The organism is Corynebacterium urinipleomorphum (assembly GCF_900155535.1).
Lineage (GTDB): Bacteria > Actinomycetota > Actinomycetes > Mycobacteriales > Mycobacteriaceae > Corynebacterium > Corynebacterium urinipleomorphum.
The window spans coordinates 180,662-206,274 of sequence record NZ_LT706962.1 but is presented as its reverse complement, the minus strand read 5'-3'; the positions used below and the strand labels follow the sequence as shown (position 1 = coordinate 206,274).

The 25,613-nt window shown below is 63.5% G+C and carries 25 protein-coding genes; 14 read left to right on the top strand and 11 right to left on the bottom strand.

Going from position 1 to position 25,613, the window contains the following annotated elements:
- Positions 1 to 17: 17 nt before the first annotated feature.
- Positions 18 to 1,934, bottom strand: coding sequence for a translational GTPase TypA (gene typA / locus CZ338_RS01720; RefSeq protein WP_087116489.1), 1,917 nt, complete (start codon positions 1,932 to 1,934; stop codon positions 18 to 20).
- 257 nt (positions 1,935 to 2,191) lie between these two features.
- Between typA and CZ338_RS01715 the strand changes: the two genes are divergently transcribed.
- Both CZ338_RS01715 and CZ338_RS01710 read left to right on the top strand, forming a co-directional pair.
- Positions 2,192 to 2,896 (top strand): Rv1157c family protein, encoded by a 705-nt coding sequence (locus tag CZ338_RS01715; protein ID WP_087116487.1) that lies wholly within the window; start codon positions 2,192 to 2,194, stop codon positions 2,894 to 2,896.
- A 55-nt stretch (positions 2,897 to 2,951) separates the two neighbouring features.
- A complete protein-coding gene (locus tag CZ338_RS01710) occupies positions 2,952 to 3,518 on the top strand; it encodes a DUF402 domain-containing protein (RefSeq protein WP_087116783.1) in 567 nt (188 codons plus the stop codon).
- Between the two features lie 20 nt (positions 3,519 to 3,538).
- Here the strand turns inward: CZ338_RS01710 and CZ338_RS01705 are convergent, their stop codons facing one another.
- Positions 3,539 to 3,913 (bottom strand): DUF2218 domain-containing protein, encoded by a 375-nt coding sequence (locus CZ338_RS01705; RefSeq protein ID WP_087116485.1) that lies wholly within the window; start codon positions 3,911 to 3,913, stop codon positions 3,539 to 3,541.
- 76 nt (positions 3,914 to 3,989) lie between these two features.
- Here CZ338_RS01705 and CZ338_RS01700 point away from each other — a divergent pair, with 76 nt between their 5' ends.
- Positions 3,990 to 4,901 (top strand): DUF808 domain-containing protein, encoded by a 912-nt coding sequence (locus CZ338_RS01700; protein ID WP_087116483.1) that lies wholly within the window; start codon positions 3,990 to 3,992, stop codon positions 4,899 to 4,901.
- An 11-nt stretch (positions 4,902 to 4,912) separates the two neighbouring features.
- Complete coding sequence (locus CZ338_RS01695) at positions 4,913 to 6,106, top strand: hypothetical protein (protein ID WP_087116481.1); 1,194 nt, start codon at positions 4,913 to 4,915, stop codon at positions 6,104 to 6,106.
- A gap of 35 nt (positions 6,107 to 6,141) precedes the next feature.
- Here CZ338_RS01695 and CZ338_RS01690 read toward each other — a convergent pair whose 3' ends face one another.
- Positions 6,142 to 6,564 carry a DUF4298 domain-containing protein gene (locus CZ338_RS01690; RefSeq protein WP_087116479.1) on the bottom strand — a complete coding sequence of 141 codons (423 nt, stop codon included), beginning with the start codon at positions 6,562 to 6,564 and terminating at the stop codon, positions 6,142 to 6,144.
- Between the two features lie 489 nt (positions 6,565 to 7,053).
- On the opposite strand from CZ338_RS01690, the gene CZ338_RS01685 reads away from it, so the two are divergent.
- The 3 genes from CZ338_RS01685 (at position 7,054) to CZ338_RS01675 (ending at position 10,114) form a co-directional block, all read left to right on the top strand.
- On the top strand, positions 7,054 to 7,488 hold the full coding sequence (locus CZ338_RS01685; RefSeq protein WP_087116477.1) for a cupin domain-containing protein: 435 nt from the start codon (positions 7,054 to 7,056) through the stop codon (positions 7,486 to 7,488).
- A 223-nt stretch (positions 7,489 to 7,711) separates the two neighbouring features.
- Entirely contained in the window at positions 7,712 to 9,166 is a 1,455-nt protein-coding gene (locus CZ338_RS01680; protein ID WP_087116475.1) for a DHA2 family efflux MFS transporter permease subunit, read from the top strand.
- Positions 9,167 to 9,253: 87 nt separating this feature from the next.
- The gene (locus tag CZ338_RS01675; RefSeq protein WP_087116782.1) at positions 9,254 to 10,114 is read left to right on the top strand and encodes an SDR family oxidoreductase; all 861 of its coding nucleotides are present in this window, start codon (positions 9,254 to 9,256) and stop codon (positions 10,112 to 10,114) included.
- 141 nt (positions 10,115 to 10,255) lie between these two features.
- Here the strand turns inward: CZ338_RS01675 and CZ338_RS01670 are convergent, their stop codons facing one another.
- The gene (locus tag CZ338_RS01670; protein ID WP_087116781.1) at positions 10,256 to 12,436 is read right to left on the bottom strand and encodes a YhgE/Pip domain-containing protein; all 2,181 of its coding nucleotides are present in this window, start codon (positions 12,434 to 12,436) and stop codon (positions 10,256 to 10,258) included.
- A 180-nt stretch (positions 12,437 to 12,616) separates the two neighbouring features.
- Entirely contained in the window at positions 12,617 to 15,043 is a 2,427-nt protein-coding gene (locus CZ338_RS01665) for an ATP-dependent DNA ligase (protein ID WP_087116473.1), read from the bottom strand.
- Positions 15,044 to 15,104: 61 nt separating this feature from the next.
- Between CZ338_RS01665 and ku the strand changes: the two genes are divergently transcribed.
- Entirely contained in the window at positions 15,105 to 16,097 is a 993-nt protein-coding gene (gene ku / locus CZ338_RS01660; RefSeq protein ID WP_087116472.1) for a non-homologous end joining protein Ku, read from the top strand.
- A 56-nt stretch (positions 16,098 to 16,153) separates the two neighbouring features.
- On the top strand, positions 16,154 to 16,843 hold the full coding sequence (locus CZ338_RS01655) for a type 1 glutamine amidotransferase domain-containing protein (RefSeq protein ID WP_087116470.1): 690 nt from the start codon (positions 16,154 to 16,156) through the stop codon (positions 16,841 to 16,843).
- Here the strand turns inward: CZ338_RS01655 and CZ338_RS01650 are convergent.
- On the bottom strand, positions 16,823 to 17,725 hold the full coding sequence (locus CZ338_RS01650) for an ADP-ribosylglycohydrolase family protein (protein WP_162287285.1): 903 nt from the start codon (positions 17,723 to 17,725) through the stop codon (positions 16,823 to 16,825). The genes CZ338_RS01655 and CZ338_RS01650 overlap by 21 nt on opposite strands.
- A 100-nt stretch (positions 17,726 to 17,825) precedes the next feature.
- Between CZ338_RS01650 and CZ338_RS01645 the strand changes: the two genes are divergently transcribed.
- Positions 17,826 to 18,923 carry a hypothetical protein gene (locus CZ338_RS01645; RefSeq protein WP_087116468.1) on the top strand — a complete coding sequence of 366 codons (1,098 nt, stop codon included), beginning with the start codon at positions 17,826 to 17,828 and terminating at the stop codon, positions 18,921 to 18,923.
- 48 nt (positions 18,924 to 18,971) lie between these two features.
- On the top strand, positions 18,972 to 19,598 hold the full coding sequence (locus CZ338_RS01640; RefSeq protein ID WP_087116467.1) for a hypothetical protein: 627 nt from the start codon (positions 18,972 to 18,974) through the stop codon (positions 19,596 to 19,598).
- Here the strand turns inward: CZ338_RS01640 and CZ338_RS01635 are convergent.
- Positions 19,595 to 20,062, bottom strand: a complete 468-nt coding sequence (locus CZ338_RS01635) for a GNAT family N-acetyltransferase (RefSeq protein ID WP_087116466.1) — start codon at positions 20,060 to 20,062, stop codon at positions 19,595 to 19,597. The two genes, CZ338_RS01640 and CZ338_RS01635, sit on opposite strands and share 4 nt — an antisense overlap.
- Before the next feature lie 210 nt (positions 20,063 to 20,272).
- Here CZ338_RS01635 and CZ338_RS01630 point away from each other — a divergent pair, with 210 nt between their 5' ends.
- Entirely contained in the window at positions 20,273 to 20,950 is a 678-nt protein-coding gene (locus tag CZ338_RS01630) for a YoaK family protein (protein WP_087116464.1), read from the top strand.
- On the opposite strand, the gene CZ338_RS01625 is transcribed toward CZ338_RS01630, so the two are convergent.
- Positions 20,951 to 21,505, bottom strand: a complete 555-nt coding sequence (locus CZ338_RS01625; protein WP_235839380.1) for a DUF1707 SHOCT-like domain-containing protein — start codon at positions 21,503 to 21,505, stop codon at positions 20,951 to 20,953.
- Positions 21,506 to 21,665: 160 nt separating this feature from the next.
- The gene (locus CZ338_RS01620) at positions 21,666 to 22,649 is read right to left on the bottom strand and encodes an NAD(P)-binding domain-containing protein (protein ID WP_087116462.1); all 984 of its coding nucleotides are present in this window, start codon (positions 22,647 to 22,649) and stop codon (positions 21,666 to 21,668) included.
- A 188-nt stretch (positions 22,650 to 22,837) separates the two neighbouring features.
- Between CZ338_RS01620 and arfB the strand changes: the two genes are divergently transcribed.
- Entirely contained in the window at positions 22,838 to 23,281 is a 444-nt protein-coding gene (gene arfB, locus CZ338_RS01615; protein ID WP_087116460.1) for an alternative ribosome rescue aminoacyl-tRNA hydrolase ArfB, read from the top strand.
- A gap of 24 nt (positions 23,282 to 23,305) precedes the next feature.
- Here the strand turns inward: arfB and CZ338_RS01610 are convergent, their stop codons facing one another.
- Complete coding sequence (locus CZ338_RS01610) at positions 23,306 to 24,040, bottom strand: SCO1664 family protein (protein ID WP_087116458.1); 735 nt, start codon at positions 24,038 to 24,040, stop codon at positions 23,306 to 23,308.
- On the bottom strand, positions 24,037 to 24,579 hold the full coding sequence (locus tag CZ338_RS01605; protein ID WP_087116779.1) for a histidine phosphatase family protein: 543 nt from the start codon (positions 24,577 to 24,579) through the stop codon (positions 24,037 to 24,039). Before CZ338_RS01605 ends, CZ338_RS01610 begins: the two co-directional genes overlap by 4 nt.
- Positions 24,580 to 24,637: 58 nt before the next feature.
- Here CZ338_RS01605 and CZ338_RS01600 point away from each other — a divergent pair.
- The coding region (locus tag CZ338_RS01600; protein WP_235839379.1) for a sigma 54-interacting transcriptional regulator at positions 24,638 to 25,613 on the top strand (976 nt) is incomplete at its 3' end.

Sequence of the window (25,613 nt, the reverse complement as noted above, 5' to 3'; positions counted from 1 at the left end):
ACTGCATGAGCGGGGTACTACTTATTCATCTGCTTCGCGCGGGAGCGGGCGCGGCCGCGCTCGGTGGCGTTGAGCACGACCTTGCGCACGCGCATGACCTCAGGGGTGACCTCGACACACTCGTCGTCGTCGCAGAACTCGATGGCCTCGTCCAGGGAGAGAGTCTTGGCCTTAGCCAGGGTGACCGTGGCATCCGCGGTGGCGGAGCGCATGTTGGTCAGCTTCTTCTCCTTGGTGATGTTGATGTCCATGTCCTCGTCGCGGTTGTTCGCGCCGACGACCATGCCCTCGTAGGTCTCCGCGCCGGGCTCGACGAAGAAGTCGCCGCGGTCCGCCAGCTGCGTCAGGGCGTATGCGGTGACCTGGCCGGAGCGGTCTGCCACGAGCGAGCCGGTGGGGCGGCCCTTGATCTCGCCGGCCCACGGGCGGTGCTCAATGGAGTAGGAGTTGGCGATGCCGGCGCCGCGCGTCTCCGTGAGGAAGGTGGTGCGGAAGCCGATGAGACCGCGGGACGGGACGTCAAACTCCATGCGGACCCAGTCGCCAGATCCGGTGTTGCCCATCGCGGTCATCTGGCCCTTGCGGTTGGCCATGAGCTGAGTGACGGCACCCTGGTGCTCCGCAGGGGTGTCGATGACCATGTGGTCGTACGGCTCGTAGGTCTTGCCGTCGATCTCCTTGGTCACCACCTGCGGCTTGCCCACGGTGAGCTCGAAGCCCTCGCGGCGCATCGTCTCAATCAGGACGGTCAAGGCCATCTCGCCGCGGCCCTGGACCTCCCATGCGTCGGGGCGCTCGGTGGGCAGAACCTTGATGGACACGTTACCGATCAGCTCCTGGTCCAGGCGGGCCTTGACCATGCGGGCGGTGAGCTTGTCGCCGCCGCCGCGGCCTGCCATCGGCGAGGTGTTCACACCGATGGTCATGGAGATTGCCGGGTCGTCGACCTTGATGCGCGGGCGGGCTTCGACGTTCTCTGGGTCGCACAGGGTGTCGCCGATCATGATCTCGTCGATGCCGGACACGGCGGCAATGTCTCCGGCGACGACCTCGCCCTGAGCGGGAACACGCTCGAGGCCTTCGGTGACAAGCAGCTCGGCGATCTTGACGTTCTTGACGTGCTGTTCGCCCTCCGCGTCGTAGTGCACCCAGGCCACGTTGTCGCCCTTCTTCACGCTGCCGCGGTAGACGCGGATCAGAGCGATACGGCCGAGGAAGGAGGACGAGTCCAGGTTGGTCACCTGCGCCTGGAACGGGGCATCGATGTCGGCGGACGGCTCCGGCAAGACGTCGTAGATGACGTCGAATAGCGGCTGCAAGTCCTCGTTGTCAGGCAGCTCGCCGTTGCCCGGGTTGTTGAAGGAGGCGCGGCCTGCGCGGCCGGAGGCGTACAGGACCGGCAGCTCGAGGAGGTTCTCGGCGGCCTCAGCGGCCTCCGGGTCCTCCAGCGAAGCGCCGAGCTCTAGGAGCAGGTCCTGGGCTTCTTCCACGACATCGTCGATACGCGCGTCCGGGCGGTCGGTCTTGTTCACGCAGATGATCACGGGCTTCTTGGCCTCGAGGGCCTTGCCCAGGACGAAGCGCGTCTGCGGGAGGGGGCCCTCAGATGCGTCAATAAGCAGGACAACGCCGTCGACCATGGAGAGGCCGCGCTCGACCTCGCCGCCGAAGTCCGCGTGGCCCGGGGTGTCAATGACATTGATGACCAAGTCGCGGCCGTCTTTGCCGGCGCCCTGACGGCGGATGGCGGTGTTCTTGGCCAGGATGGTGATGCCGCGCTCGGACTCGAGCTCACCGGAGTCCATGACGCGGTCGCCGTGTTCCCCGTGGTCGCCGAAGACGCCGGACTGCTCCAGCATGCCGTTGACGAGGGTGGTCTTGCCGTGGTCGACGTGTGCGACGATGGCGACGTTACGGAACTCGGGGTGCGACACTTCGGTCTGCTCCTTTAGATAGGCGTACTGCGTGGGGCGCAGTTGAACGGTTAAACCCTACTCCCATAGGGACTCGCGTGCGACACCGAAAATACACGTTCCGAAACCCCTGACCATCGCACAACCGGCGTCCAGAGTCACCCCTTGACTCCCATGGAACGCGCAGCGAATTGTGGAACTCTTGTTGAAAATGTGTTCAGAGTCGCTTAAGTTGCAGAAGTTGTAATTTTATTTTCCCGCCACAAAGGATACTTTCCTTGAAGATAGCACCACTCATCTGCGCCAGTGTCGCGTCCGCAGCGTTGACTGCCGCTCTCGCCGGCGGTGCCTTCGCCCTGCCCGCGCCCGCCCAGGCTGCCCCGGCACCCGGCGCCCTTTCCGCCGCCTCGTCCGCAATCGTCGACCCGCTCGGTCGGCCGACACCGCAGGTTCAACGGGCCGTCACTGACTTTGCCAACCGTCCCGGTGTTCCCGCCCAAGTCCGCGACGCGCTGTTGAGCGGCCTCGCCTTCCTGGCTGGCACCGGCGACACCTCCGGTGGCCCGGCGCTGCCGGTAAACGGCCCCGGGTTCCGCCAAGGCTTCTGGCCCACCGTCTCCCCTAACTGCATGGGCCCGGGAATGCACTCGACCGGCTCACTCATTGCCGTGCCCGGTCCCGCCCGCATTCCGGTTCCTGCGCCGAAGGCAGGCCAGGCCACTTTTGTCTTCACCGCATTGGGTACAAAGGCCGCTTCACCCGCACAAGGAGCAATGAAGGTCCACTGGATCAACCTGGCCAACCTCCGCACGGGTGTAACGCCGCTTTATAACAAAGGGATAAACCCAACAGGACCGGCAACGCTCTCCAACGTCGCCGACACGGGCTCCGGCCCGGTGCTGGCGGTGGTCTCCGGAGCCGTCAACACCGGCGGTCGCAGCTGCGGTTTCGCCCCGACGGCACTGAGCGTGACGGTGAAGTAGCTGGCAGAGCGCCGATAGGTACCCCAAGAAAACAAGCGGACGGCAGGTGAACGACATGACAGCGATCCAGACGGAGCGCGCGGATCTCCCCGACCTCCACCCCGTGAAGCAGGAGACGTTCGACACCACGTCGAAGACCAACACCGATCCCAAGGGGTTCCTCCGGGACGTGGACACGTTCCGAGTCACCGATTTCGGGCTCTACATGGCGCGCGGCGCGAACCACCCGAAATTCGGTTACCTGGAGAGCTGGCTGCTGCCAAAGTTGAACCTGCGCGCCAATATCTTCCACTTCCGTGAGGGCGTGGACGTGGAGCAGGACTACTATTTCGACATCGCGGACATTGATGTCGAAGGCGAGGTCTGGCGCACCCGCGACCTGTACGTGGATCTCGTCGCAGTTCAGGGCGAGGCGATCGACGTGCTGGATATCGACGAGCTCGCCGCGGCAACGTCTGCGGGCTTCATCACCGCCGAAGAAGCCGAGAAGGCTATTGACGCCACACTCAACGCTGTCGAGGGCATCACCCGCCACGACGACGACGCAATGGAGTGGCTCCGCGCCCAAGGCATCGAACTCACCTGGGCCGATGAAGTCGAACTGGCACCGGCGGCTTCCTAGCTACCGGTATCTAGGGGCAGCTAGGCAGAGGTCAGCTGCTCACGCGTGAAGCGCGCACGGCCGCGTTTGCCGCGGGTGAACTCCACCACCACGTCCTGGTCCGCGGCGAGATGCAGGAGGCGTGTCGCTAGCTCACGCTCGACATTCTCCACAGCGAGCTCCTCACCCTCGATACTCAGCATGAGCACCCCCTCGGTGCCGATCACATCGCATGTCGCGGAGCCGCACTCGGAGGCATCCCCTACTCCGACGGCGGGAAACGTGAAGGTGCCCTTGGAGGATTCGGGGTCCCAAGTGGCGTCGATAAGCTGCCCGTAATGGCTGGCCAGCAGCTTGCCGTATCGTGCGGGGCGATCGAGACGCACGCGCGCAGTCGAGGTCACGGTTTCTGGCATGGCCCACACCCTACCCAAGGGCATCTCACGCATTAGTATTTGTTGGTCGAAACACCCCCGACAGAAAGGTCCCCGCATGGCCGGCGGTCTCCTCGCACTGCTTGACGACGTCGCCCTTATCGCAAAAACCGCCGCCTCCAGCATGGACGACGTGGCAGCGATGACGGCGAAGACTTCCGCAAAAGCTGCTGGTGTTATCATCGACGATGCCGCGGTGACGCCGCAGTACGTCACCGACGTGTCGCCCGCGCGCGAACTTCCGATCATTTGGAAGATCACCAAGGGCTCGCTGCGCAACAAGCTGATCATCATTCTGCCGATCGCGCTACTGCTCAACGCGTTCGCGCCGTGGGCTCTGGTCCCGATCCTGATGATCGGCGGCACCTACCTGTGCTTTGAAGGAGCGGAGAAGATCGCCGAGAAACTGCTCCACGATGAGAAGGAGCAGCAGGAACAGGCGGTGAACCGCAACCAGGAGACCGAAGATTCACTGGTGAAACGCGCGGTGACCACAGACCTGATTCTCTCGGCGGAGATCATGATCATCTCGCTCGACGAGGTCGCCGACCAGCCACTGCTGATGGAGTTCGTGGTGCTGGTCGCCGTGGCCCTTTTCATCACCGCGGCCGTGTACGGCGCTGTCGCCCTGCTGGTCAAGATCGACGACATCGGACTGGGCATGATCGAGCGCGGTAACGCGCCCGGCATGGGCAAAGCTCTGGTGAAGGGCATGCCGGTGGTGCTGAAGATCATCGGCATCGTGGGCACCGTAGCCATGCTGTGGGTCGGCGGCCACCTGATCATCCGCGGCTTTTCCGAGGTTTTCGGCTGGCACTGGCCACACGACATTCTCGCGCAGGCGTCCGACGCTGTCGGCGGCGGCGCTCTCGGCTGGCTCGTGGACACCGCCGGCTCCACGGTGATGGGTTTGATCGTGGGCTTCGCGGTCCTCGGTGTGGTCGCCGGAATCCGCAAAATCGTGCGTTAAAGTCGAGGGCCATGGAACCTCTGCCCCGCTACCCGCTCGCCCCCACCGCCCTCGGCGGAGGAACCGAGTTGAGCGTGGGCGATCTCGTCGCGGCGACGTTGTTCGAGCACGCCGGGACCCCTGACAGCGCAGAACCGCTGCACACCACGGTGGAGCTCGAGCCCGACCCGCTCACCGGTGAGTGGCGGGTGCGGTGGCCGGTCGCGCACGGCGGAATCATCGGCGCGATCAGCGCCGCCGACCGCGCGGCGTATCGCAGCATAGACACGCTGCACAGCGCGGGTCTCGTTCCCACTGCGCACGCACGCATCTCATTCGACCGTCTCACTGCCGCACACCGCGTCATTGTGCAGCTGGCTCCCGCCACAATGTGCGTGCCGCGCAACAATCTGCTGCCGGGCGCACTGCTGCTCCCAGGCACGGTGCCGGGCGAAGCGCCGGTATACGTCCACGTCGCTGACGGCGAATTCACTGCCGCGGAGACCATGCTCATGTCGCCGGGCCAGTGGCTTGTCGGCCTGCATTTGCACGAGCACACCGTAGTAGTCACCTGCGGCGGCCGCGTCCTGGGCACCCTCGACGGGAAGCAGGCAGGACCCGTCCGCGAAAAGCTCGCCGCACTGTTTGCTCAGGGATCTGACGTGAAGGCTCGAGCATGGGCTGTCGACGGCTCCATTAGCGTCGATGTCACCCGCACGCCGGGCATGTTCCCTGTGCGGACGCTGCCACCGCTGCCCCTTCCGGCCGGACCCGAGATTGATATCCCGGCCGCCGACGTGTTCGAGTTCGCTGACGGATCCATCGCCGTCACCGTCGATTTGCGCTCCGCCATCGACCCGGAAGATTGGGTCCAGCCTCGACCCGGCGGGCGGACCGTGGGACGGGTCAGCGCCGCGCACGAAGAGACTGAGGCTGCCCCGGAAAGCCCGTCCGAGTCGCAACTGATGCCCGCGGCAGCCACTACCCCCGCCACTGCTGTGGAAGTGGAGCCAGCCGAAGACTCACCGACCCAGTACTTCCCCGCCTTTGTGGACTTCAGCCCATCCGTTAGTTCAGATGGTGACGCCGCTGCCAGTGAGACCTACCTCACCGAGGTAGAGAAAGTCCGGCTTCGCCGAGCACGCCGTGACAAACACGGACCGAAACACAGCAGAGACACCATCGCTGAACAGGAATACACCGGCCGCCACCGCAAGGACGACTGACCACGTTCATTCTGCAGAGGTGCTGGGCTGGGTGACTAAGGTTCGTCGATAATCGCTGCGTCAGTGCCTGGAGCGATGCCGTCAGATGTCTCCTCGTCGGTGGGCGTTGTTCCGGGGTCGACCTCTGGGTCGTTATCAGCCTCATACTCACGCACGATGCGGTCGGCGGTCAACGCGATCTCTTTGACGGACTCGTAGAAGCGTCCCATTTCGTTCCACACGCCGTCCTCCGAAAGCACTCCGAACGGCGCTTCAGGGAAATCTCTGACGTCGTCGCGCCACATGCTCTCGTAGTAGGCGATGAGCTTTGCCATCGAATCCCAGTCCTCAGCGAGACGCTCTGGGACTTCCTCCCAACGGTCGTTCGCGTCGGCAAAATGCTCGAGGCGCGAGTCGTTCTCGACTATTCGGTCCGGGATGTCGTCGGATCCGGGGTAATCGGGTTCACCACTGCTCATGCCGTCACTGTACTCCGGCAACGCCCCTGAAGCGGCGATATGATCGCATATCTGACTGCGGTTTCGAAGCGCATGGAAACCGCCGGCAACGTGTCCAACGCGACCCGTCACCCGTCACGAGCCTCCAGCCAAATTCTCATCCGGTGAGTTCCCCTCAGGTGCCGCCCCTCGCACCCTCGGCCCAAACCTGAACTCATGGGCCGCAGCACGGAGTTCATGTCGGAAAAGCTGAACATGACGGGGCACGAATGTGCTAACTGTTCAGGTTTCGCGCCAAAACCTGAACTCGGACCGAGTAGCCAGAGTTCGCAGAAAAGGCCGGAATTAGCGGAGAACCTGTGACCAGCAGATTTGAGGAGCGGCTCCGTGGTGGCATCACGGCCGAGTTCAGGTTTCGCGCAAGGAACTCAGGGGCCAGTCTCCGCAGGAAGGGCCCCGTGCCGAATTCTGTAGGCTGGGGGTATCCAACCCCGAGAATGAGGAGGAGACATGGCAGCACAGACTGGCAACGACCACGGCCCAAACCCGTACGTCGTCGATATTGAGAAGGCAACGCTGGATAACGAGGCGTTCCGCGACACTCTGTGGACCGGCCCCAACCTTCAGCTCACCGTCATGACCATTCCAGCAGGCGGAGAGATCGGCGCCGAAATCCACGGCGATCACGACCAGTTCCTGCGACTCGAGGCTGGCGAGCTGCGCGCGAAGATCGGCCCGAGTGAGAACGACCTCGAAGTCGACGAAGTCATCGGCGCCGACTGGGCGGCATTCGTCCCAGCCGGAAAGTGGCACAACTTCGTCAACGAGTCCGACGCTCCCGCGAAGCTCTACTCCATCTATGCCCCCGCGGAGCACGAGCCGGGCACCCGCCACGAGACCAAGGCGGACGCCGACAAGGACCCGCAGGAGACCGACGGCGTCTAAAACCACCGTCTCCCAGGAAAGCCCAGCATTTTTCGCTGGGCTTTTCGCTTATCGACGGCCCACCTCATCCCTTCCACTTGCTTCGACCCACCGGCCTCGGCCGGTTTTCCCATGGACCTCAATATTTCGTCTTTCGGGTCCAGGGTGAATGAGAAAGATGGACGAACCCGCGCACAAGGGGTAGATTTCCGTCGTTGGTTTCCAAAACCCGGAAAGGCGTGCGATGACCCAGGGAAACGCTGGTGTGACAGCAAAGCAACGTTCGCCGTGGCCCGCGCTCTGGACCATGATGATCGGCTTCTTTATGATCCTCGTGGATTCCACCATCGTCGCCGTGGCCATCCCGGCGATCACGGAAAGCCTCAACGCTACGTACAACGGCGTGATCTGGGTCAACAGCGCCTACTTGCTGGCCTATGCTGTGCCCCTCCTGATCACGGGACGCCTGGGCGACCGCTTCGGACCCCGGCGCATGTATATTCTCGGCCTGGCTATCTTCACTGTCTCTTCGTTGGCGTGCGGACTGGCTGGCTCGGTCGGAGTCCTCATCGCCGCACGGGCGTTCCAGGGGCTGGGCGGTGCGATGCTCACACCGCAGACGATGTCTTTGATGATCCGGACCTTCTCCCCCTCCGAGCGGGGCAGCGCCATGGGTGTGTGGGGTGCTGTTGCCGGTGTGGCCACGATCGTGGGGCCGCTGCTCGGCGGGGTGTTCGTGGACCTCGGTGGCTGGGAGTGGATCTTCATCGTCAACGTGCCCTTCGGCATCATCGGGCTCATTCTGGCGTGGAAGTACGTGCCTGTGCTCGAGTTGAATGCCCGGCGTTTTGATTGGATCGGCGTTGCTCTGTCTGCGGTGGGAATGTTCTGCCTTATCTTCGGCATCCAGGAAGGGTCGAATTTCAATTGGGATGCCCGTGCTATCAGCCTGATTGTCAGTGGACTGGTATTCATCGGAGCATTCGTCGCGTGGCAGGCTCGAACGACGCGCGACGCTCTGGTTCCTCTTTCCCTCTTCGCAGACCGCAATTTCGCGCTCGCTTCCGCCGCAATCACCACGGTGGGGTTCGCCGTGTCCACATTCGCCATCCCATGGATGATCTATGTGCAACGCGTCCAGGAACTCAGTCCCACACGCGCGGCACTGCTGATCCTGCCCTCGGGTCTGGTGTCCGGTGCGCTTTCGGGGTTCATCGGCAAACAAACGAACACGCACGACCCGAAGCCGTTCGCGTTGGTGGGGTTGGCGGTGACGTCGATAAGCATTTTTGCGTCCGCTTTTATTACAAACCCCCAGATCAGCCCGTACTGGATGTTGCTGATCAGTGTTTTCTACGGCGTGGGCAATTCGTTGATCTGGGGGCCGCTGTCGATGATCGCCACGCGCAACCTCGATCCGGCGCTGGCGGGTGCTGGGTCGAGCGTGTACAACACCGTCCGGCAGGTCGGCGCGGTGATCGGTTCTGCCGCGGTAGCTGCCGCAATGTCCTCTCAGTTGAGTTCGCGCCTCGGCGCGGACGCCGCGGGTAAGTCTGAAACGGGACCCCTCCCCGCATTCCTGCATGAGCCTTTCGCCGCCGCGATGAGCCAGTCTCTGTTGCTTCCTGCGGGAGTCTTGGTACTCGGTGTTGTGGTCGCGGCGATGTTTGCTCGAACCCGCAGCTGGAGCGACGAATGAACGGCCCCAGAAACTTTTATGCGGTAGATCACAATTAGATAGTTATTTAAGCCACACAATATATCCACGGGGCTTATGGTGGTTTTCATGTGGAATCCATTTGCAAAGCCATTTCGTGAAGACGCCAACGAGACCCCGTACGTGAAACCAGAAGGCTTCATCGCCGACACCGCCTCCCGCCCCGCCGCATTCATCACCGGCGGAGCCAACGGAATCGGAAAAGCCACCGCGCAGCGCCTGCTCAACCTCGGCTGGACCGTCGGCGCGTACGATATCCAGGACGTCACCTGGGGCACCGCGGACATCCCCGAAGGACAGCTGATCACCGGACACCTCGACGTCACCGACCGCGAAGAGTGGGATACTGCTCTTGCAGACTTCACCGCGCACACCGGCGGCCGCCTGGACTTCCTTTTCAACAACGCCGGCATCATTATTGACGGGTTGCTGACCGAGCAGGACCCGGAGAAAATCCGCACTCTCGTGGACATTAACTGTCTCGGCGTCACCTTCGGTGCACAGGCCGCGCACCCGTACCTGAAGGCAACAAAGGGCGCAGTTCTGATCAACATGAGCTCCGCGTCCGCGATCTTCGGCCAGCCGGAAATCTCCACTTACTCCGCGACCAAGTTCTACGTCAACGGCATAACGGAGGCACTCAGCGTGGAGTGGCGCAACGACGACATCCGAGTCCACGACCTCATGCCACTGTGGGCCGCCACCCAGGTGGCAAACGTGAAGGCCCAGTCGGTGAAGACAATGGGTGTGAACCTCACCCCGGGCGATGTCGCCGACGAAGCCGTGCGCGTCCTCACCACAAAGTCCCCCTGGAGCAGGTGGGTCCCCCACTACGCCGTCAGTCTCACCGACCGTCTGCTCAAGTGGCTGCGCAAGCCGTTCCCGGATCCCATCGCGCAGCTTCTCATGCGCTTTGTGGCCACTTGGTAGACGCCAAACTCTTCGATGCCCCAGCCCTAGTTCACTCCAGGTCTGGGGCTTCATTTTCTTTAGAAGGCATAGTGAAGGGCCGGAGAGTCTCTCCGGCCCTTCAGCGCACTGAGTGGTGTCGCATCCCTTCTGGGGATCCGTTTAGCGGGAGAACACCGACTGCAGTGGCTCTTCGCCTTCGCGGATCTCGCGCTCGTACTTCTTACGCTGGAGCGCGTTCTCGTTCGGGTCCTCGATGAACAGGGACTTGCGGCGAGCGTCGTAGATGAGGATCGAAGCGCCGACAGCCAGCAGGGAGAACACCAACAGGACGGCGATACCGGTCCAGAACGTGCTGTCGTAGATACCATCGACGGAGCGGACGAACAGGTTGCGCGCGTGGCTCATCGGGTGCAGCGGGTTCATGAACGCCAGCGGAGCAGGCAGGGTGGACAGCGGCCACACCGCGCCGGAGACGAACAGGCCCAAGGCGAAGAAGCCGACATTGAACATCGCGCCGACCGCACGTCCGAACAGGATGCGGAAGAACTGGAAGATCGAGGTGCCGGCGATGTCGATGAGCAGCAGGGCTCCGCCGATGACGAACCAGTTCTCCGGGCGCCAGCCCAGGGTGATGGACACGAAGGCGAGCAGCGCAGTCAGCGCGACGTTGATGCCCAGCATGGTCGCCCAAGCACTGAGGACTGGGCCTGCGGCACCGGAAGCCCTGTGGCGGCGGCCGATAGCGTGCGGCAGGAGGATGGACACGACTGCCATGAGAAGGAAGTTGATCACGATCAGTCCGAGGATGGAGAAGCCGCTGGAGGGGGTCTTCTGCGTCGGGTTCTCCGGGTCAACCAGCACCTGGGTCGGGTGCAGGTTGGCCTCGTCGAAGATGATCGGCACGGCGATCTGGTCGGAGGATTTCTCCATATTCTTCACTTCGGGGGCTTTCTTCGCGCCGTCAGCAAGCTTGGTGGACAGCTCCGTCGAACCGTCCTTCAGCTGGTTGATGCCGTCTTCGAGCTGACCGCCGCCGTCGACAAGCTGGGTGGTGCCGTCAGTCAGGCGTGAGGTACCGTCGTGCAGCTGTGTCGCACCGTCGTTCAAGCGGGTCGCGCCGTCCTGGAGGCGGGCGGTGCCGTCGGTGAGCTGACTCGTGCCGTCCACAAGCTGATCGGAACCGTCGATGAGGCGGTTCAAGCCGTTGCGGTAAGGCATGTTCGGGTCTGACAAGTTGGCGTAAAGCTCGCCGGTGCCGTCGCGCAGGCGGTTCAAGTCGCTGACCACGTTGTTCGGGTTCGCCGGGTCGAGCTGGCCCACGATGCCATCGATCTTGTCGGCCTCGGCGTGAAGGCCGAACTGGCGTAGCGTGTCCACGACCGGGCGGAGCTGACCGACGCCACCCTGAACATTCTCCAACAGCGGGATGAGCATACCGGTGAGCTTGTTCACACCCTCGTCGATCTGGCGGGCACCGTCGGCGAGCTGGTTGGTGCCGTCTTCAAGCTGGTAGAGGCCGTCATTGAGCTGTTTCGCACCGTCGTCCAGTCGCAGAGAACCATCGCGCAGCTCGCCGACGCCGCTGTTGAGCTCGTTCGTTCCGTCGAGGAGCTGACCCGTGCCGTCGTGAAGTTCATGCGCACCGTCGTCGAGCTGGTTGATTCCGTCGACAGCGCGCTCGCCGCCTTCCTTCAGTTGACCGACACCGTCGTCAAGCTGCTTGGAACCGTCGGCGGCAGCACGGATGCCGTCGCCGAGCTCGTTGATGCCGCCGAGGACCTGATCCGCGTACGTCTTAGCCACCTCAGCCTTGACCTCTGCCTGGATCTGAGGGACGAGGCCGGCGGTCAGCACAGCGCCGTTCGTGCCGTTGTAATCGTTGAAGTCGACGAGGATATTCGCCTGCTTCGGCTCGGGGTCGATCACGGTGACCACGTTCTCGGAGAAGTCCTCCGGAATGGTGACCGTGAACAGGTAGCGGCCCTTGAGCAGGCCGTCGCGCGCTTCTTCCGCACTGACTTCAGCAAAGTCGAGGTAGTCCTTGCTGGTCAATCCCTCCACGACATCCGCACCGAATTCCTCTAATCCAGCTCCCTCGCCGCGGTCCACGCCCTTGTCGTTGTTCACCACCGCGAGCTTGGTGTCGGGAACAGATCCAGTCGGATCCCACATCGCCCACATGAACAACCCGGCGAAGAGCAGCGGGAAGACGAGAGCCAGGATGATCAGCGTACGAGCCACCGTGGAGAACGGCCGCCACATGAGTAGCCGTTCCAGCGGGCCCAAGGCCCTCTCGCCGCGGTGCAAACGCGAGCTGTCAGCGGTGATTTTCGTGCTCAACAGGTACCCCATTCCTCTACTTGTGGTGTATCCCGCAATCCATATCTTTGCGCCGAAACACAGTCAGCTGCATTAGTGATACAAATTACTTTGGTGAGGAATATAGTACGGATGAAACAAGAATTCAGGCATTCGTCCGCATCGCCCGAAAATTTTTCCTTCCTATTTCACCCCTGCTTCTCACCGGAGTTCGTCCGTCCAGCGAACATCACCCGGTTCCTTGTCGTCGCGCCAGCCACGCCACACAGCGTGCCGCACCTTTCCGTCGCGCGTCCGGCCTGCCAGCGCCACTTCGCCGACGAATTCCGGAGTCACCCACCAAACGCCGTCGCGGTCTTCCTGGGGCACATTGCTTATCTGCGCCTCTTCCACCTCCCCCTCCCTCAACTTCTCTTCCATGTTTTTCAGCTGCTTCGAGTTGAACCCCGTACCGACGCGCCCGGCGTAGCTGAGCTCCCCTGATTCCTCGTCGGGCACCGCCAACAGAAGCGAACCGATGCCACCCGCACGGCTGCCTTTCCCTTCCCGCACCCCCACCACCACGACTTCCTGGTGGATTTGGAACTTCATTTTCAGCCACGCGGAACCGCGCTTGCCGGGCAGGTAGACGGAGCTAAGCCGCTTAGCCACCACACCTTCGAGTTTGAGTTCGCGGCTGACCGCCGTCGCCTGCTCGAGCGTGCCCGTATGTGCCGGCGGCACCGACACATATTCGCCCTCAGACACCGTGTCCCGGAGAATCTGCCTGCGCTCCTCGTATGGGGTGCGCAAGAGCGACCGCCCCGCCTCCCCCAGGCCGCCCACCGAGAGAATGTCGAAGACCATGTACCGGATTTCCACCGACTCCGGCCCCACATCCCCGCTGTGCAGCTCCTGCAATGCACCGAAGTCGGGCCGGCCGTTCTCATCGAGCGCGACCACCTCGCCGTCGAGCACCGCCCCTCCTTCCACGAGCTCCACCAGTTCCTGCAGCTGCGGGAAGTGATCGGTGTAGTCCTTGCCATTACGACTGGACAGCACCACGCCGCCACCTCCCACCCCGGCGAGAATCCGGTACCCGTCCCACTTCATCTCGTAGGCCCATTTCTCACCGTCTTTCCGGCTCAGGCGAATATCGGCCTCGGTGCCAGTGGTGGCCAACATCGGTTCGGGCAGGTCCGTGACTGTGTACGGGGCCGTGGCAGAGCCTTCCGGTTCAGGGTTCGCCGCCGCCGTGCCCGCCGACTGGTCCTTCATGAATTTCATCAGCCACTGGTTGTCCGCTTTAGCGCCTGCGTGCCCACCCATCCCGGCGGTGTGAATCATGGCGTAGCGCCGCGGGACGCCACCGAGGCCGCCGTCGGGCTGGCCGTGCAGCACCGCGATGACCTCTTTGCCTTGGCGCCACTTCTCCACCTCAATAGTGCCGGAGTCCCAGATCTCCACCTCCCCCGCGCCGTACTCGCCCTTGGCGATGGTTCCGGAAAATGTCGCGTACTCAATCGGATGGTCCTCCGTCTGCACCGCCAACCGGTTCGTGTCCGGGTCCAACGGCGGCCCTTTGGGCACGGCCCAGGAAACGAGAACACCGTCGCGTTCAAAGCGCACATCCCAGTGCAGGGAGGATGCGCGGTGCTCCTGAATCACAAAGATCGGGTCACCCTCTGTGCGCGCCCGCGGGGAGGCAGCGGGCACCGGTTCTGCGGTTTTGGAGGGGTCGCGCATGGATCGGTACGTCGATAAGCGGTCATGCTCGACGGTGAGCCCGAGCGGTGCGATCGGGTCCGTGCCTTCCGCCACGCGTTGAAGCACGTCCGTGTACTCGAGCTGGCGCAGCCCCGGATCTTCGAGCTCCTCCCACGTGCGCGGCACTGCCACAGTCGGGCGCTCGCGGCCGCGCAGGGAGTACGGCGCCACCGTGGTCTTCTTGCCGTTGTTCTGGCTCCAATCGATGAAGACTTTGCCCTCCCGCTGCTGCTTCTTCATCACCGACGTGACAGTGTCCGGATTATCCGCTTCGAGCGCGCGGGCGAGCTCCTTGGCTACGGCGGACACTTGCTCAGCGGTGCTGCGTCCGTCCAACGCGGCGTAGAGGTGGATGCCTTTCGAGCCGGAGGTGACCGGGACGGATTCCATCCCCATGCCATCGAGGATTTCCTTGCACCAGCGCGCTACCTCCGCGCACTCGGACAGCCCCACACCGGGGCCCGGGTCGAGGTCCAGCACCAGACGGTCCGGATTGGCTGGATACCCGTGCTCCCCGAAGCGCCACTGGGGCGTGTGCAGCTCCAGTGCTGCGACCTGCGCGAACCAGGCGAGAACGGCGGGCTCCTCCGCCAACGGGTACCGGTTCGTCGATTCCTTGTGCGCGAGAATTCCGAACGGGATCCACTCAGGTGCGGAATCCTCCAGGTCTTTGCGGAAGAACGGCTCCGCCGCCACCCCGTCCGGGAACCGCTTCCGCGTCACCGGGCGCCGCGCCACCTGTGGGATGAGCACGTCAGCAACCTCGAGGTAGTACTGCATCACCTCGGCCTTGGTCGTGCCCGTCGCCGGGTACAGCACCTTGTCCAGGTTGCTCACCGTCAACGTGCGCCCGCCCACCGAGTACTCGTTCTTCCCCACCACGGCACACCTCCTTCCTCAGCCGCCGATCCGCCGTCCCGCACGACCCACGTACACTGCGGTCATGCGCGCAATCTGGAGCGGATCCATCACATTCGGCCTTGTCAACGTTCCCGTCAAAGCCTACGGAGCAACCGAGGACCACGACATCTCTTTCCATCAAGTCCACGACGAGGATGGCGGCCGCATCCGCTACGAGCGGCGCTGCGAGGTGTGCGGGGAGATTGTCGAATACAGCGACATCGACAAGGCCTTCGAGGAGGACGGCGACACCGTCGTGCTCACCGACGAGGATTTCGATTCCCTGCCAGAGGCAGACAATAACGAGATCGAGGTGGTCCAATTCGTTCCCGCGGACCAAGTCGACCCGATCATGATGGAGAAGTCCTACTACCTCGAGCCTGAGGGCAAGACCCCGAAGTCCTACCTACTCCTGCGCGAAACCCTGAAGGAGACGGACCGCACCGCGATCGTGAAATTCGCCCTGCGCCAGAAGACCCGCCTGGGTGCGCTCCACGTCCGCGGGAACGTCCTTGTCCTGCAGGGCATGCACTGGGCCGACGAGGTCCGCGATGTCGACTTCAAGGGCGCCCACTCCAAGGCGAAGATCGGCAAGAAAGAACTCGAGCTCTCCTCCGCCCTCGTCGAGCAGTACTCCTCCGACTTCACGCCCGAGGAGTTCGAGGACGACTACCAGATTGAATTGCGCAAGCTTATCGACGCCAAGTTTGCCCAGGGCGACACCCTCGACACCGAGGAGACTTTCGGCGCAAAGTCCGGTTCTGGAGGCAACTCCGGTGACGGTGACGGCGAGGACGCCGATGTGGTCGACCTCATGGCCGCCCTGAAGGCGTCGCTCGGCCGCAAATCCGGCGGCAAGGCCGACAAGGACGATAAGGACGGCGGAGACGACAAGAAGGCAACGAAGAAGACCGCTAAGAAGACGGCCAAGAAATCGTCGAAATCGACCGAGAAGAATAACACTAAGAAGTCGACTAAGAAGGCCACCAAGAAGACTGCGAAGAAGGCGAGCCAGAAGACCTCCAAGAGCGCGTAGTCCCCTTCCCCGCCACCCCAGCGCCGTCCCGCCGAAAAAGCCTATGGTGGGACGGCATGAAGGTACTAGCTATTTCCACCAGCGCCAGCCGTTACGAGAAGACCGGGCACCGCACCGGCATGTGGCTGGGCGAATACACCCACTTTTACGACGAGTTGACTGAGACCGGCCACGACGTGACACTGGCCAGCATCACGGGCGGCGAGATCCCCATTGACCCGGTGAGCCTCCAGCCACCGGTGATCAACTTGGGCGGCACCGCAAAGCGGTACCAGGACCGCGAGTTCATGTCGCAGCTCGACGACACCCCGGCTGTCTCAGGCCTCAACGCAGAAGACTTTGACGCCGTCTACCTCATCGGCGGCCACGGCACCCTGTTCGATTTCGACGATCCGGCGTTGAAGACACTGCTCGCCGACTTCACTGAGAACGGCACAATCGTTTCCGCTGTGTGCCACGGCCCTGCCGGTCTGCTCGACGTGCCGCTCCCTTCCGGCGGCACTCTCTTGTCGGGCAAGAAGGCCACCGGTTACACGTGGACGGAAGAGAAGCTCGCCCGCCGCGCCGATGCAGTCCCGTACTCTCTCGAGGAAAAGCTCGAAGCGGAGGCCGGCGAGTACACCACCGCGACAATTCCCATGACGGAGCACGTGGTCACGGACGGCACGCTCGTGACCGGGCAGAACCCGATGTCCGCGGCGGGCGTGGGCAAGGAAGTTGTGCGGCTACTCTCCGAGCGAAGCTAGCTGGTCCGCGAGATCCAGCGCCCCTTCAGCAGAGTATTCTTCCGGCCGGCCACCGTCATCGGTGCTGTATCCGTCGATAACGGCGCGCCACCGTTGCGGGATGCCACCCTCACCGTACACCGCCCCGAGGAATGCGCCGGCGATCGCGGCGTTGGTGTCGGTGTCACCGCCCATGCCCACGATGGCCACGAGGTCCTCCTCGAAGTCGGTTCCGTGAACGGCGTAGTAGCACGTCAGATGCAGCGCATGGCGCACGAAACCGATCTGGCGGGAGGCCACGTCCACCGGCGGGGCCGTGAAAAACTCCTCCACCTCGCCGCTGAGCGCGCCTGCCGCTTCCAGCAGCGACTCCCGCGGCGCGACACCACCGATGACCCGCGCCAACGCCTCCGTGTAGAGCCCGTTCACCGCCACCGTGTAGTCGTTCGGGTGCGTCAACGCTGCATCGGTCCGGGCGAGTTCAGCAGCCTGGGCTGGGTCACGGTAGTAGGCCATCGCGACCGGGCTGACCCGCATGAGAGCGCCGTTGGACTTCTTCGACGCGTCCAGGGTGAACGGCGGGGTGAGCGCCGCGGCACACGTGAACCCGATGTCGAAAGGATCCGACGCTGCCCAGCGCCGATAAGACTCCCGAACATCATCTTGGTCGTACCCGCCACAGCGAACCATGCTCCGCGCGAGGGCAAGCGCCAGCTCCGAATCATCTGTCGGCTGGCCCGGCACGACGTTGAACGGCCCGCCCCCCGTGAGCTCCCGCACACCGTCCGGGTACCACGCACTGATTTCCTCCGGGGAGCTGAACTCCACCAACGCGCCCAGGTTGTCGCCGATGATTTGGCCGTACATCGCGCCGCGCACGCGGCTGAGAATTGTCGTTTCCATGCTTCCTCCTGTGTCTTCGCCCTGATCTACTGGACACCATAGGACACAGCCTGAACCATGCCGCCTACCTCGGCGAACAAATGTTCGTAGAATGTCCGGCATGAAGATGAAGTACTTCTTCAGCGCCGACACAGCCAGGAAACTGGGCGATCAGTTGGGCATCGACGGCGACGAGTACGCGGCCTGGGTCGCGCCCCGCGTCGACGATAAGGAAATCAAGGACCGCGTCGGGGTCTTCGCCAGGGGCCTGCGCGACCGGCTCCCGGGAGACTATGAGGAGGCGGTTGCGGGGGTCGTCGACAAGCTCGGCCCCGAACTCGCGGAGGGCGAGGGATACTTCAACCACGCGTTCCACCTGTGGCCCGTGAGCCGCTTCATCGAGGACTACGGACTCAAGCACCCCGAGATGTCCCTCGACGCGACGGAGGCCTTGACCCGCGCGTTCACCGGCGAGTGGGCCGTGCGGCCGTACCTCGCGCGATACCCCGAGCTGACCATGACACGCGTTGACGAATGGTCGCGCTCGACAAGCCACAACGTGCGCCGCTTATCGACGGAGGGCATCCGCCCCCGTCTCCCCTGGGCCCCCGTCCACCGCCCGTTTCTGGACGATCCCACCCCCATCATTCCCGTGCTCGACCGCCTGTTCGCCGATGAGTCGATCTACGTGCGCACCTCCGTGGCCAACAACCTGAACGATATCGCCCGCACCCACCCCGAACTGGCCGTAGCTACCGCCGAGCGGTGGCTGTCTATCGACGACTCCCCCGCCGTCACCTGGGTGGCCGAGCGCGGCTTGCGCAGCCTGGTGAAAAAGGGCGACCCGAACGCCCTTGCCGCCGTGGGATTCGCCGCGACCGATGCCGTCGAGCTCGTCTCCGTGGAGTTCCCGGAGCGCGTGACCATCGGCGAGAAGGCTCAGCTGCACGCCCGGGTTGTGAACACTTCCGACGCACCCCGCGAAATTCTCGTCGACTACCGCATGCACTTCCTGAAGAAGAACGGGGCCCTCCGCCCCACCTCATTCCGCCTCGGCCGCTTCACCCTCGCTCCCGGCGAGGAACGCGACCTGACCAAGAACCACTCCTTCGCCGTCACCGGAACACGCACCTACTACGCCGGCACCCAGGCTGTGTCTGTGGTGGTCAACGGCATCGAGATTGATCCGATCGCGTTCGAGCTCGTGGCCCGACCCTGAATACCTTGGAGCTCTCCTGCTTTCGGGTCTCGTGCTACGTTGAGCTGCATGACTATCCGGCGCCGTGCAGCGCATCTCACCAGCGTCATCATCGGTTCCTCGATGCTTCTTGCGTCCTGCGGCGGGCAAGATGCCGACGGCCCTGAGGCTGCCCCGGAACCGGAGGAAATCGAAGTCGTCACCGTCACCGAATATGCCGATGGGACCGTTGCAGGGCCCGACGACGCCGATGCTGAATCGGAAGCAGAGGACAGCTCCAGCGATACCGGCGCGGGGTCGTACGCAGACGAGCACCACGGATCCTCTGCACTCGCGCCGGGGGAATACGAATTCGTCGGCACCGTAGAAAAGCAGTCCACCGAAGAAGTGCTCAAGGGAGCTACCCCGCCCAACCCGAGCAACAAGCCGTCCGACCGCTACTACGTGCTCGTACTGGATGAACCGCAAGAGGTTTCCGCCAAGAAAGCAGGACCTGAACCTTTCTCCCAGGTCAACGAGATTCTCGCGCTTGGCTCGGTGGACGAGTTTCGGGACGACGGTCCCAAGTGGGAAACGTACGTGGGCAAGCGCGTCCGAATCGTCGCCTCCCAGGACGACCTCTCGTACCCTTCCGACACAAGCTTGCCACTCGGTGCCCTCAAGCTGATGGGTGACGGCCACATCCAGGAGCTTTAGGGGCCCAGCTCACGGATGTAGCAAAGCATCCGATAGTCCTGGCCGAGCTCGTAATTGCTGAAGCCATGCCGCTCGTAAAAGCGGCAGGCACCATGATCGATTTCGTCGGCATTGATGAGCATTTCTTGGGCACCTCGCCTGCGGGATTCCTCGACAGCTCCGGCGATGAGCGCGCTCCCGATTCCCCGGCCACGCAACTCTGGAACAATGTAGAGCTCCTCCAACTGCGCCAGCGGCCCGTCCCAGTACGGCGTCGGCCGCAGTGTCAGAAAGGCGAAGCCGGCGTCATCGTCCGCGAGCAAGACCACGACGTCGTCACGCCCGAGCAACGTCTCCCACCGCTGGGTCAGCGTTTCCGCATCCGGAACGGAAGTCTCGAACTCAGTGTTGAAGTCCCGCAGCAGGCGCGCGACGGTCGCGGCATCGGGTGGGCAAGCGCGGCGAATGGGCGTCCGTTCCGGCATGATGCCTCCTCGAGTTTTTGCGAACGGTAACTATAAAACGGTAACTCTGCCCTTTTATGTATGTCTTTTTACACGTATACGGTCTCGGCCGAGCTGAGTTTCCGTTCGATTGTTACCGTTCGCAGTTCGGCGGGCGCACGGGCCCAGATCATCGACTGCATCAACCGTAATCCCCTCGCCAGGACTCGCGGCGTGTTATAGGTAGATCGCATGAAAGGCTACCGCACGGGCGAGCATCTCCTCGCCGTTTATCTGTCGTCGATCACGGGCTTCATCGACGCGCTTGGCTTCATGTACCTCGGCGGCTTCTTCTTGTCATTCATGTCCGGCAACACAACACGACTCACCGCAGCGCTTAACGACGGCCACCTCGACGTCGCCGCCAAAGCCGGCGGCCTCATGCTCCTATTCCTGATCGGGGTAGCGATAGGCGCGTTGATCAGCCAGCTCGGCCAGCGCTACCTGCCACCCACCCGCACACGTGAGGCGATCCTGTTATTCGTGTGCTTGACCTCCGCGGTGGCGTCCGTGTGGGTGGCAACTGGGCACGAGCACTTGGCGGTTTACAGCCTCTCATTCACCGTCGGAGCAATGAACTCCACCTTCGAGCGCAACGGGGAAGTCTCCATCTCCCTGACGTACATGACGGGCACGCTGGTGAAAATGGCGCAACGTTTCGTAGCCGCCATGTTCGGCGGCCCGCACAGTGCGTGGTTGATCAATTTCGCTCTGTGGCTCTCACTCGCCTGCGGCGCGCTGATCGGGGGCCGCTGCTACGTCGAATTCGGCCTGTATTCCGTGTGGGTGGTCACTGCCCTATTGGTCGCTGGGACGGTAGCAGCATTGATCAATCGCCACTGGCGCCGCTCTCGCGGGTTACCGGTCTAGCTATTTCCCCAGCTCTTTTCGGCGCTGGTTCGCAATGCGCAAGCGCTCTGCGCGCTCGCCACTCCGTTCCTCAAGGATTTCGTCGAGCAGATCGTCCTCGTCTTCGCCGATGTCGTAGAACTCGTACAGGCCCCACGTGAGAACGCCGGCAATCGGGAAAACGACCCAGAAGAGGTCCCATTCGAAGACGAACAATCCGAGGAAGAACGCCACCATCGTGACTGACCACAGGATTCCCAGCGCGCGGTTCAACTTCTTCTTGCGGCCCAGAAGCTCCTCGAGTTCGCGGTCCGCGTCATCGAGCGCAGGCTCGACATCCTGGCTCTTTTCCATCCTTGCGGGGACAGGCGCCTTCTGGGAACTGCCGCCAGGTAGATCCCCGAACAGCGCGGACAGGTCCGACCGTGTTCGCGCGGTAGCAGCCCGGCCTGTGCGCTCCTCGAATTCGTGAACGGTGAGGTAGCCGTTGGCGAAGTGCTCCCCCAACCGATCCAGCGCCTCCGAACGCTCCGGGTCCCCGACTCGCATCTGGGAGGGATCGAACTGCTCAGTCACGGACTTCGAGGCCTTTCTGTCGAGGTATCCAACTTGGCGCGGAACCAAGCACCAGGTTGAAATATTTTCCTAACCGCGACTTTAACAGTTCGACAGGCCTGAAATCGCTGACGCTCATTCCGCGGAACTTCACCCACCGGAGTGCCTTAGCAGCATCGTTCTAGCTCAGTACAGACGCTCCACCGTCATCGGCGAGTCCGGCTACTTCCTGGGCGGTCCGTTTAGCAAAGGGCCCCACACCCATCAGGGTCGCCGAGCCATCTCCGGTCCAGTTGCCGTAGCCGACGAGATGCAGATTATCCACGGCGGGTTCACGGCCGCGCATGAGGTGGCGGAATGGACCGAGTGCTGGGCGGAACCCCGTGCACCAGATCAGGTGGTCGTGGTCGAGTTCGTCCAAGCTATCGAACATGCAGGTGGCGGTGAGCTGGCCGCTATTGCGGAGCTCGCGTAAATGAGGGAGCGCGACAATATCCCCAAGATTCGGGCCGGAATCGCCGCCCAAGATCCTGCGGCGGCTCCGCAGGAAGAGATCGCGGCCGTCGATGTCATCGGGCATCCATAGAGGCTCCTCACGCGTGAACCATGTGACCTCAGAAGTGCCGATGAGATCCGCGGCGATCTGGGCGCCCGAGTTCGCCGCACCGACCACCGCGACCTTCGCGCCGCGAAATGGTTCGGGGCCGGGGTAAGTGCCCGAGTGCCACTGACGGCCACGGAAAGTGCCGGGATAGTGGGGCACGAAAGGCGCGGACCACGTTCCCGTCGCGGCGACAACGTGCTCCGCCGCGAAACTGCCGGCGGAGGTGTCAAGGTGAAACATTCCATCATCATGGACAACGCTGCGGACGTGGACGGGGCGCCTGACCGGGAGGTCGTAGCGTTTTTCGTAGCGCTCGAGGTAGTCCACGACATGGCTTGCCGGTGGATACCCCGGGTACTGCGGCATCGGCCAGCCGGGCAGATTTGAGAACCCAGCGGCTGAGAAAAGTGTCAGCGAAGGCCACGTGTGCGACCATGCGCCGCCGGGTGCCTCCTGGTTGTCCAGGACGAGGAAGTCCACGTTGAAGCGCCGCATGTAGTAGGCGGTAGCCAAACCGGACTGGCCACCGCCTACAACGATGGCAGTGTGATATTCAGTCAACGGAGCGCACCATTTCGCACATCATTCCTCCAACAGCTCCCGAACACGACACTCGGTATCGTTTCCCCGCGAGTCTAACCAGCGTTCTAAGAGAACTGCGGAGATCGACGGTGACGGAGTGGTCGTGCACTTCCCGGATATGGCGCGGCGGATCTGATGCGGACGCAACTCTAGGTAGCCTGGGCGGCATGAACGACCTGACCATCGCGCCCGGCCCAGGGATCCCGGACGGAATGGTCATCGCCGCCGCGGACCTGACGGAGCGGTTCGCGAAGTCGTCGGGGCCAGGCGGACAGGGCGTCAACACGACGGACAGCAAGGTCCAGCTTTCCGTCGACATCGCTACGTGCTCATCGCTTTCCGACGCCCAGCGTCGCCGCGTCCTTCACAACCTCGAACACCGCCTAGACGGCACCGTACTCACCGTTTCCGCATCGACCCAGCGGTCGCAGGTACGCAACCGCGCCGAAGCACGCCAACGCATGGCCGCACTGTTGCGCGAGGCGCTCGCTCCGCCTCCTCCCCCGCGGCGCAGGACAAAGCCGACGCGGGGCTCAGTGCGGCGCCGTCTCGAAGCGAAAAAGCGGCGCTCGGATCTGAAGTCCACGCGGCGACGGCCGCAGATCCCCTAGAGCTGCCCCGCGCGGGATAAGCGCCTACACCAGCGGCCAAGGGTAAGGAAACTCGGACTGGGGCTCCGGCAACCACGGCAGGCGCACAATGCGCGAGGCGCGCGACTTCAACGCCGCGACCTCTTCCGGCGCCAACAACAAAGCCACCTCTTCCGGCACCTCCGCCGCGAGCGGCTCGACCGCATCCACCAGCTCGGATGGGATGGTCTCGTGCGCGAACTCCCAGATCACGGTGCGCAGCTTCGGGTCCTGGTGAAAGCACAGTCCCTGGTCGATGCCCCACACGTGGTCAACGTGGCTCGCGTTTTCCGAGCGCTCGAGCAAAACGTGGCCCGATTTCCGGTCCGTGTTGTTCACCAGTAGGTCGAAGACGGCCATGCGCAGGAATTGGGGATGGAGGTCGGTGCGGGTCTCGTAAAGCGGGAAGTAGTGGGAGCCATCGTTGTCTACGTAGTACTGCAACGACCCGACGCCGAGTGGCTCCACCTCACGTACCACCGTGGGCGGCACTATGTCCCAGCCCAAACATTCGCTGAGCAGGTACGCGGCCCGCTCGCGCCGCCACAACCCCGCTGGAAAGTCGTGAAGGTAGCGCTCCCCCGCCTCAGGCTTGAAGATGCCCCAGCAGCAGTCCTCTTGGCCGCCGTCGCGGGTAAACGTGACATCCACAACCACCGCGAGGTTCGAGGATTCCGCGAGCTGACCTATGAAACCGACCTCGCCGTGCTGAAGCAGCTCCAGCAGATCAACCGAGGTCACAGCTCAAGCTCCGACACCGAGCACGGTTCAGCCGGTATTTGCTGGAACGCACCCCAACCCCGGCCAGTAAAGTGCGCCAGCGCCGCCTTGATCGGGTCGGCGTGGGTGAAGCAGGCCACCGCCTCGCCCGGGTGCCGCGCTACGATCGCGCGCACGCACCCTACTACGCGGTGTTGCATCTCCACGAAAGACTCCCCGCCGGGGAAGCGGAACTCCCAGGGACGCTTCTGCACCACCTGCCACTCGGGCAACTTGGCAAGGTCGGCCAAGGATTCGCCGGTCCATGCGCCGAAATCGGCTTCCAAGAGGCCGTCGTCAAGCACAAGCTCCTTTTTGAACCGTTCGCAGGTGGGTAAAGCGGTCTCGCGGGCGCGCTCCAGCGGTGAGGAATACACCGCATCGACGCGGGCCAATTGCTTGGCGACGGCCGCGGCTTGCGTGCGCCCCCTTTCCGAAAGGTGCAGCCCCGGCGTGCGCCCGGGGAGGATTTTGCCGGTCGTCGGGGTCTCGCCGTGTCGAATGAGGTAGATGGTGGTCATGAAAAGATGGTAGGTCACCGCGAACACCCACCCCGGAAACCCGCGTACCCTGGCCGGCATGACTGAAGCGCCCCACTCCCGGCCATCCATCAACACCCTCGGCGAGCTCAAGGCCGCCGGCTACACCTACAAGACCGTGCGCGAGGAGATGCGCGACAACCTCATCGCCGCACTGCGCTCTGGCGAAAACCCGTGGCCCGGCCTCCACGGCCTCGAGCACACCGTGTTGCCGCAGGTCGAGCGCGCCATCATCGCCGGCCACGACATCGTGCTGCTCGGCGAGCGCGGCCAGGGCAAGACCCGCCTGCTTCGCACGCTTCCTTTCCTTCTCGATGCCTTTGTACCCGCCGTCGAAGGCTCCGAGCTGCGCGAACACCCCCTGAACCCGCTGACGGATGCCACGAAGCGCCGCATTGAGGAGGAAGGCGACGCGCTGCCCATCACCTGGATCCCGCGCGAGGCCCGCTACTCCGAGAAGCTGGCCACCCCGGACACCTCCGTGGCGGATCTGATCGGCGACGTGGACCCGATGCGCGTGGCCGAGGGCCGCCGCTTGGGCGACCCGGAGACGATCCACTACGGCCTCATCCCGCGCTCCAATCGCGGCATCGTAGCCATCAACGAGCTGCCTGACCTGGCGGAGCGCATCCAGGTGGCCATGCTCAACGTGATGGAAGAGGCCGACATCCAGATCCGCGGCTACATGCTGCGCCTGCCGCTGGACGTGCTGGTGGTGGCATCGGCGAACCCGGAGGATTACACCAACCGAGGGCGCATCATCACCCCGCTGAAGGACCGCTTCGGCGCCGAGATCCGCACCCACTACCCCGTCGAGTTGGAGGACGAGATCCGCGTCATCGAGCAAGAATCCCAGCTCACGGCTACTGTTCCGCAACCCATCATGGAGGCCCTCGCCCGGTTCACCCGCGCGCTGCGCGAATCCGATGCGGTGAACCAGCGCGCCGGCGTCTCAGCCCGCTTCGCCATCGCCGGCGCCGAGACAGTCGCGGCCTCCGCCGCCCGCCGCGCGGCGG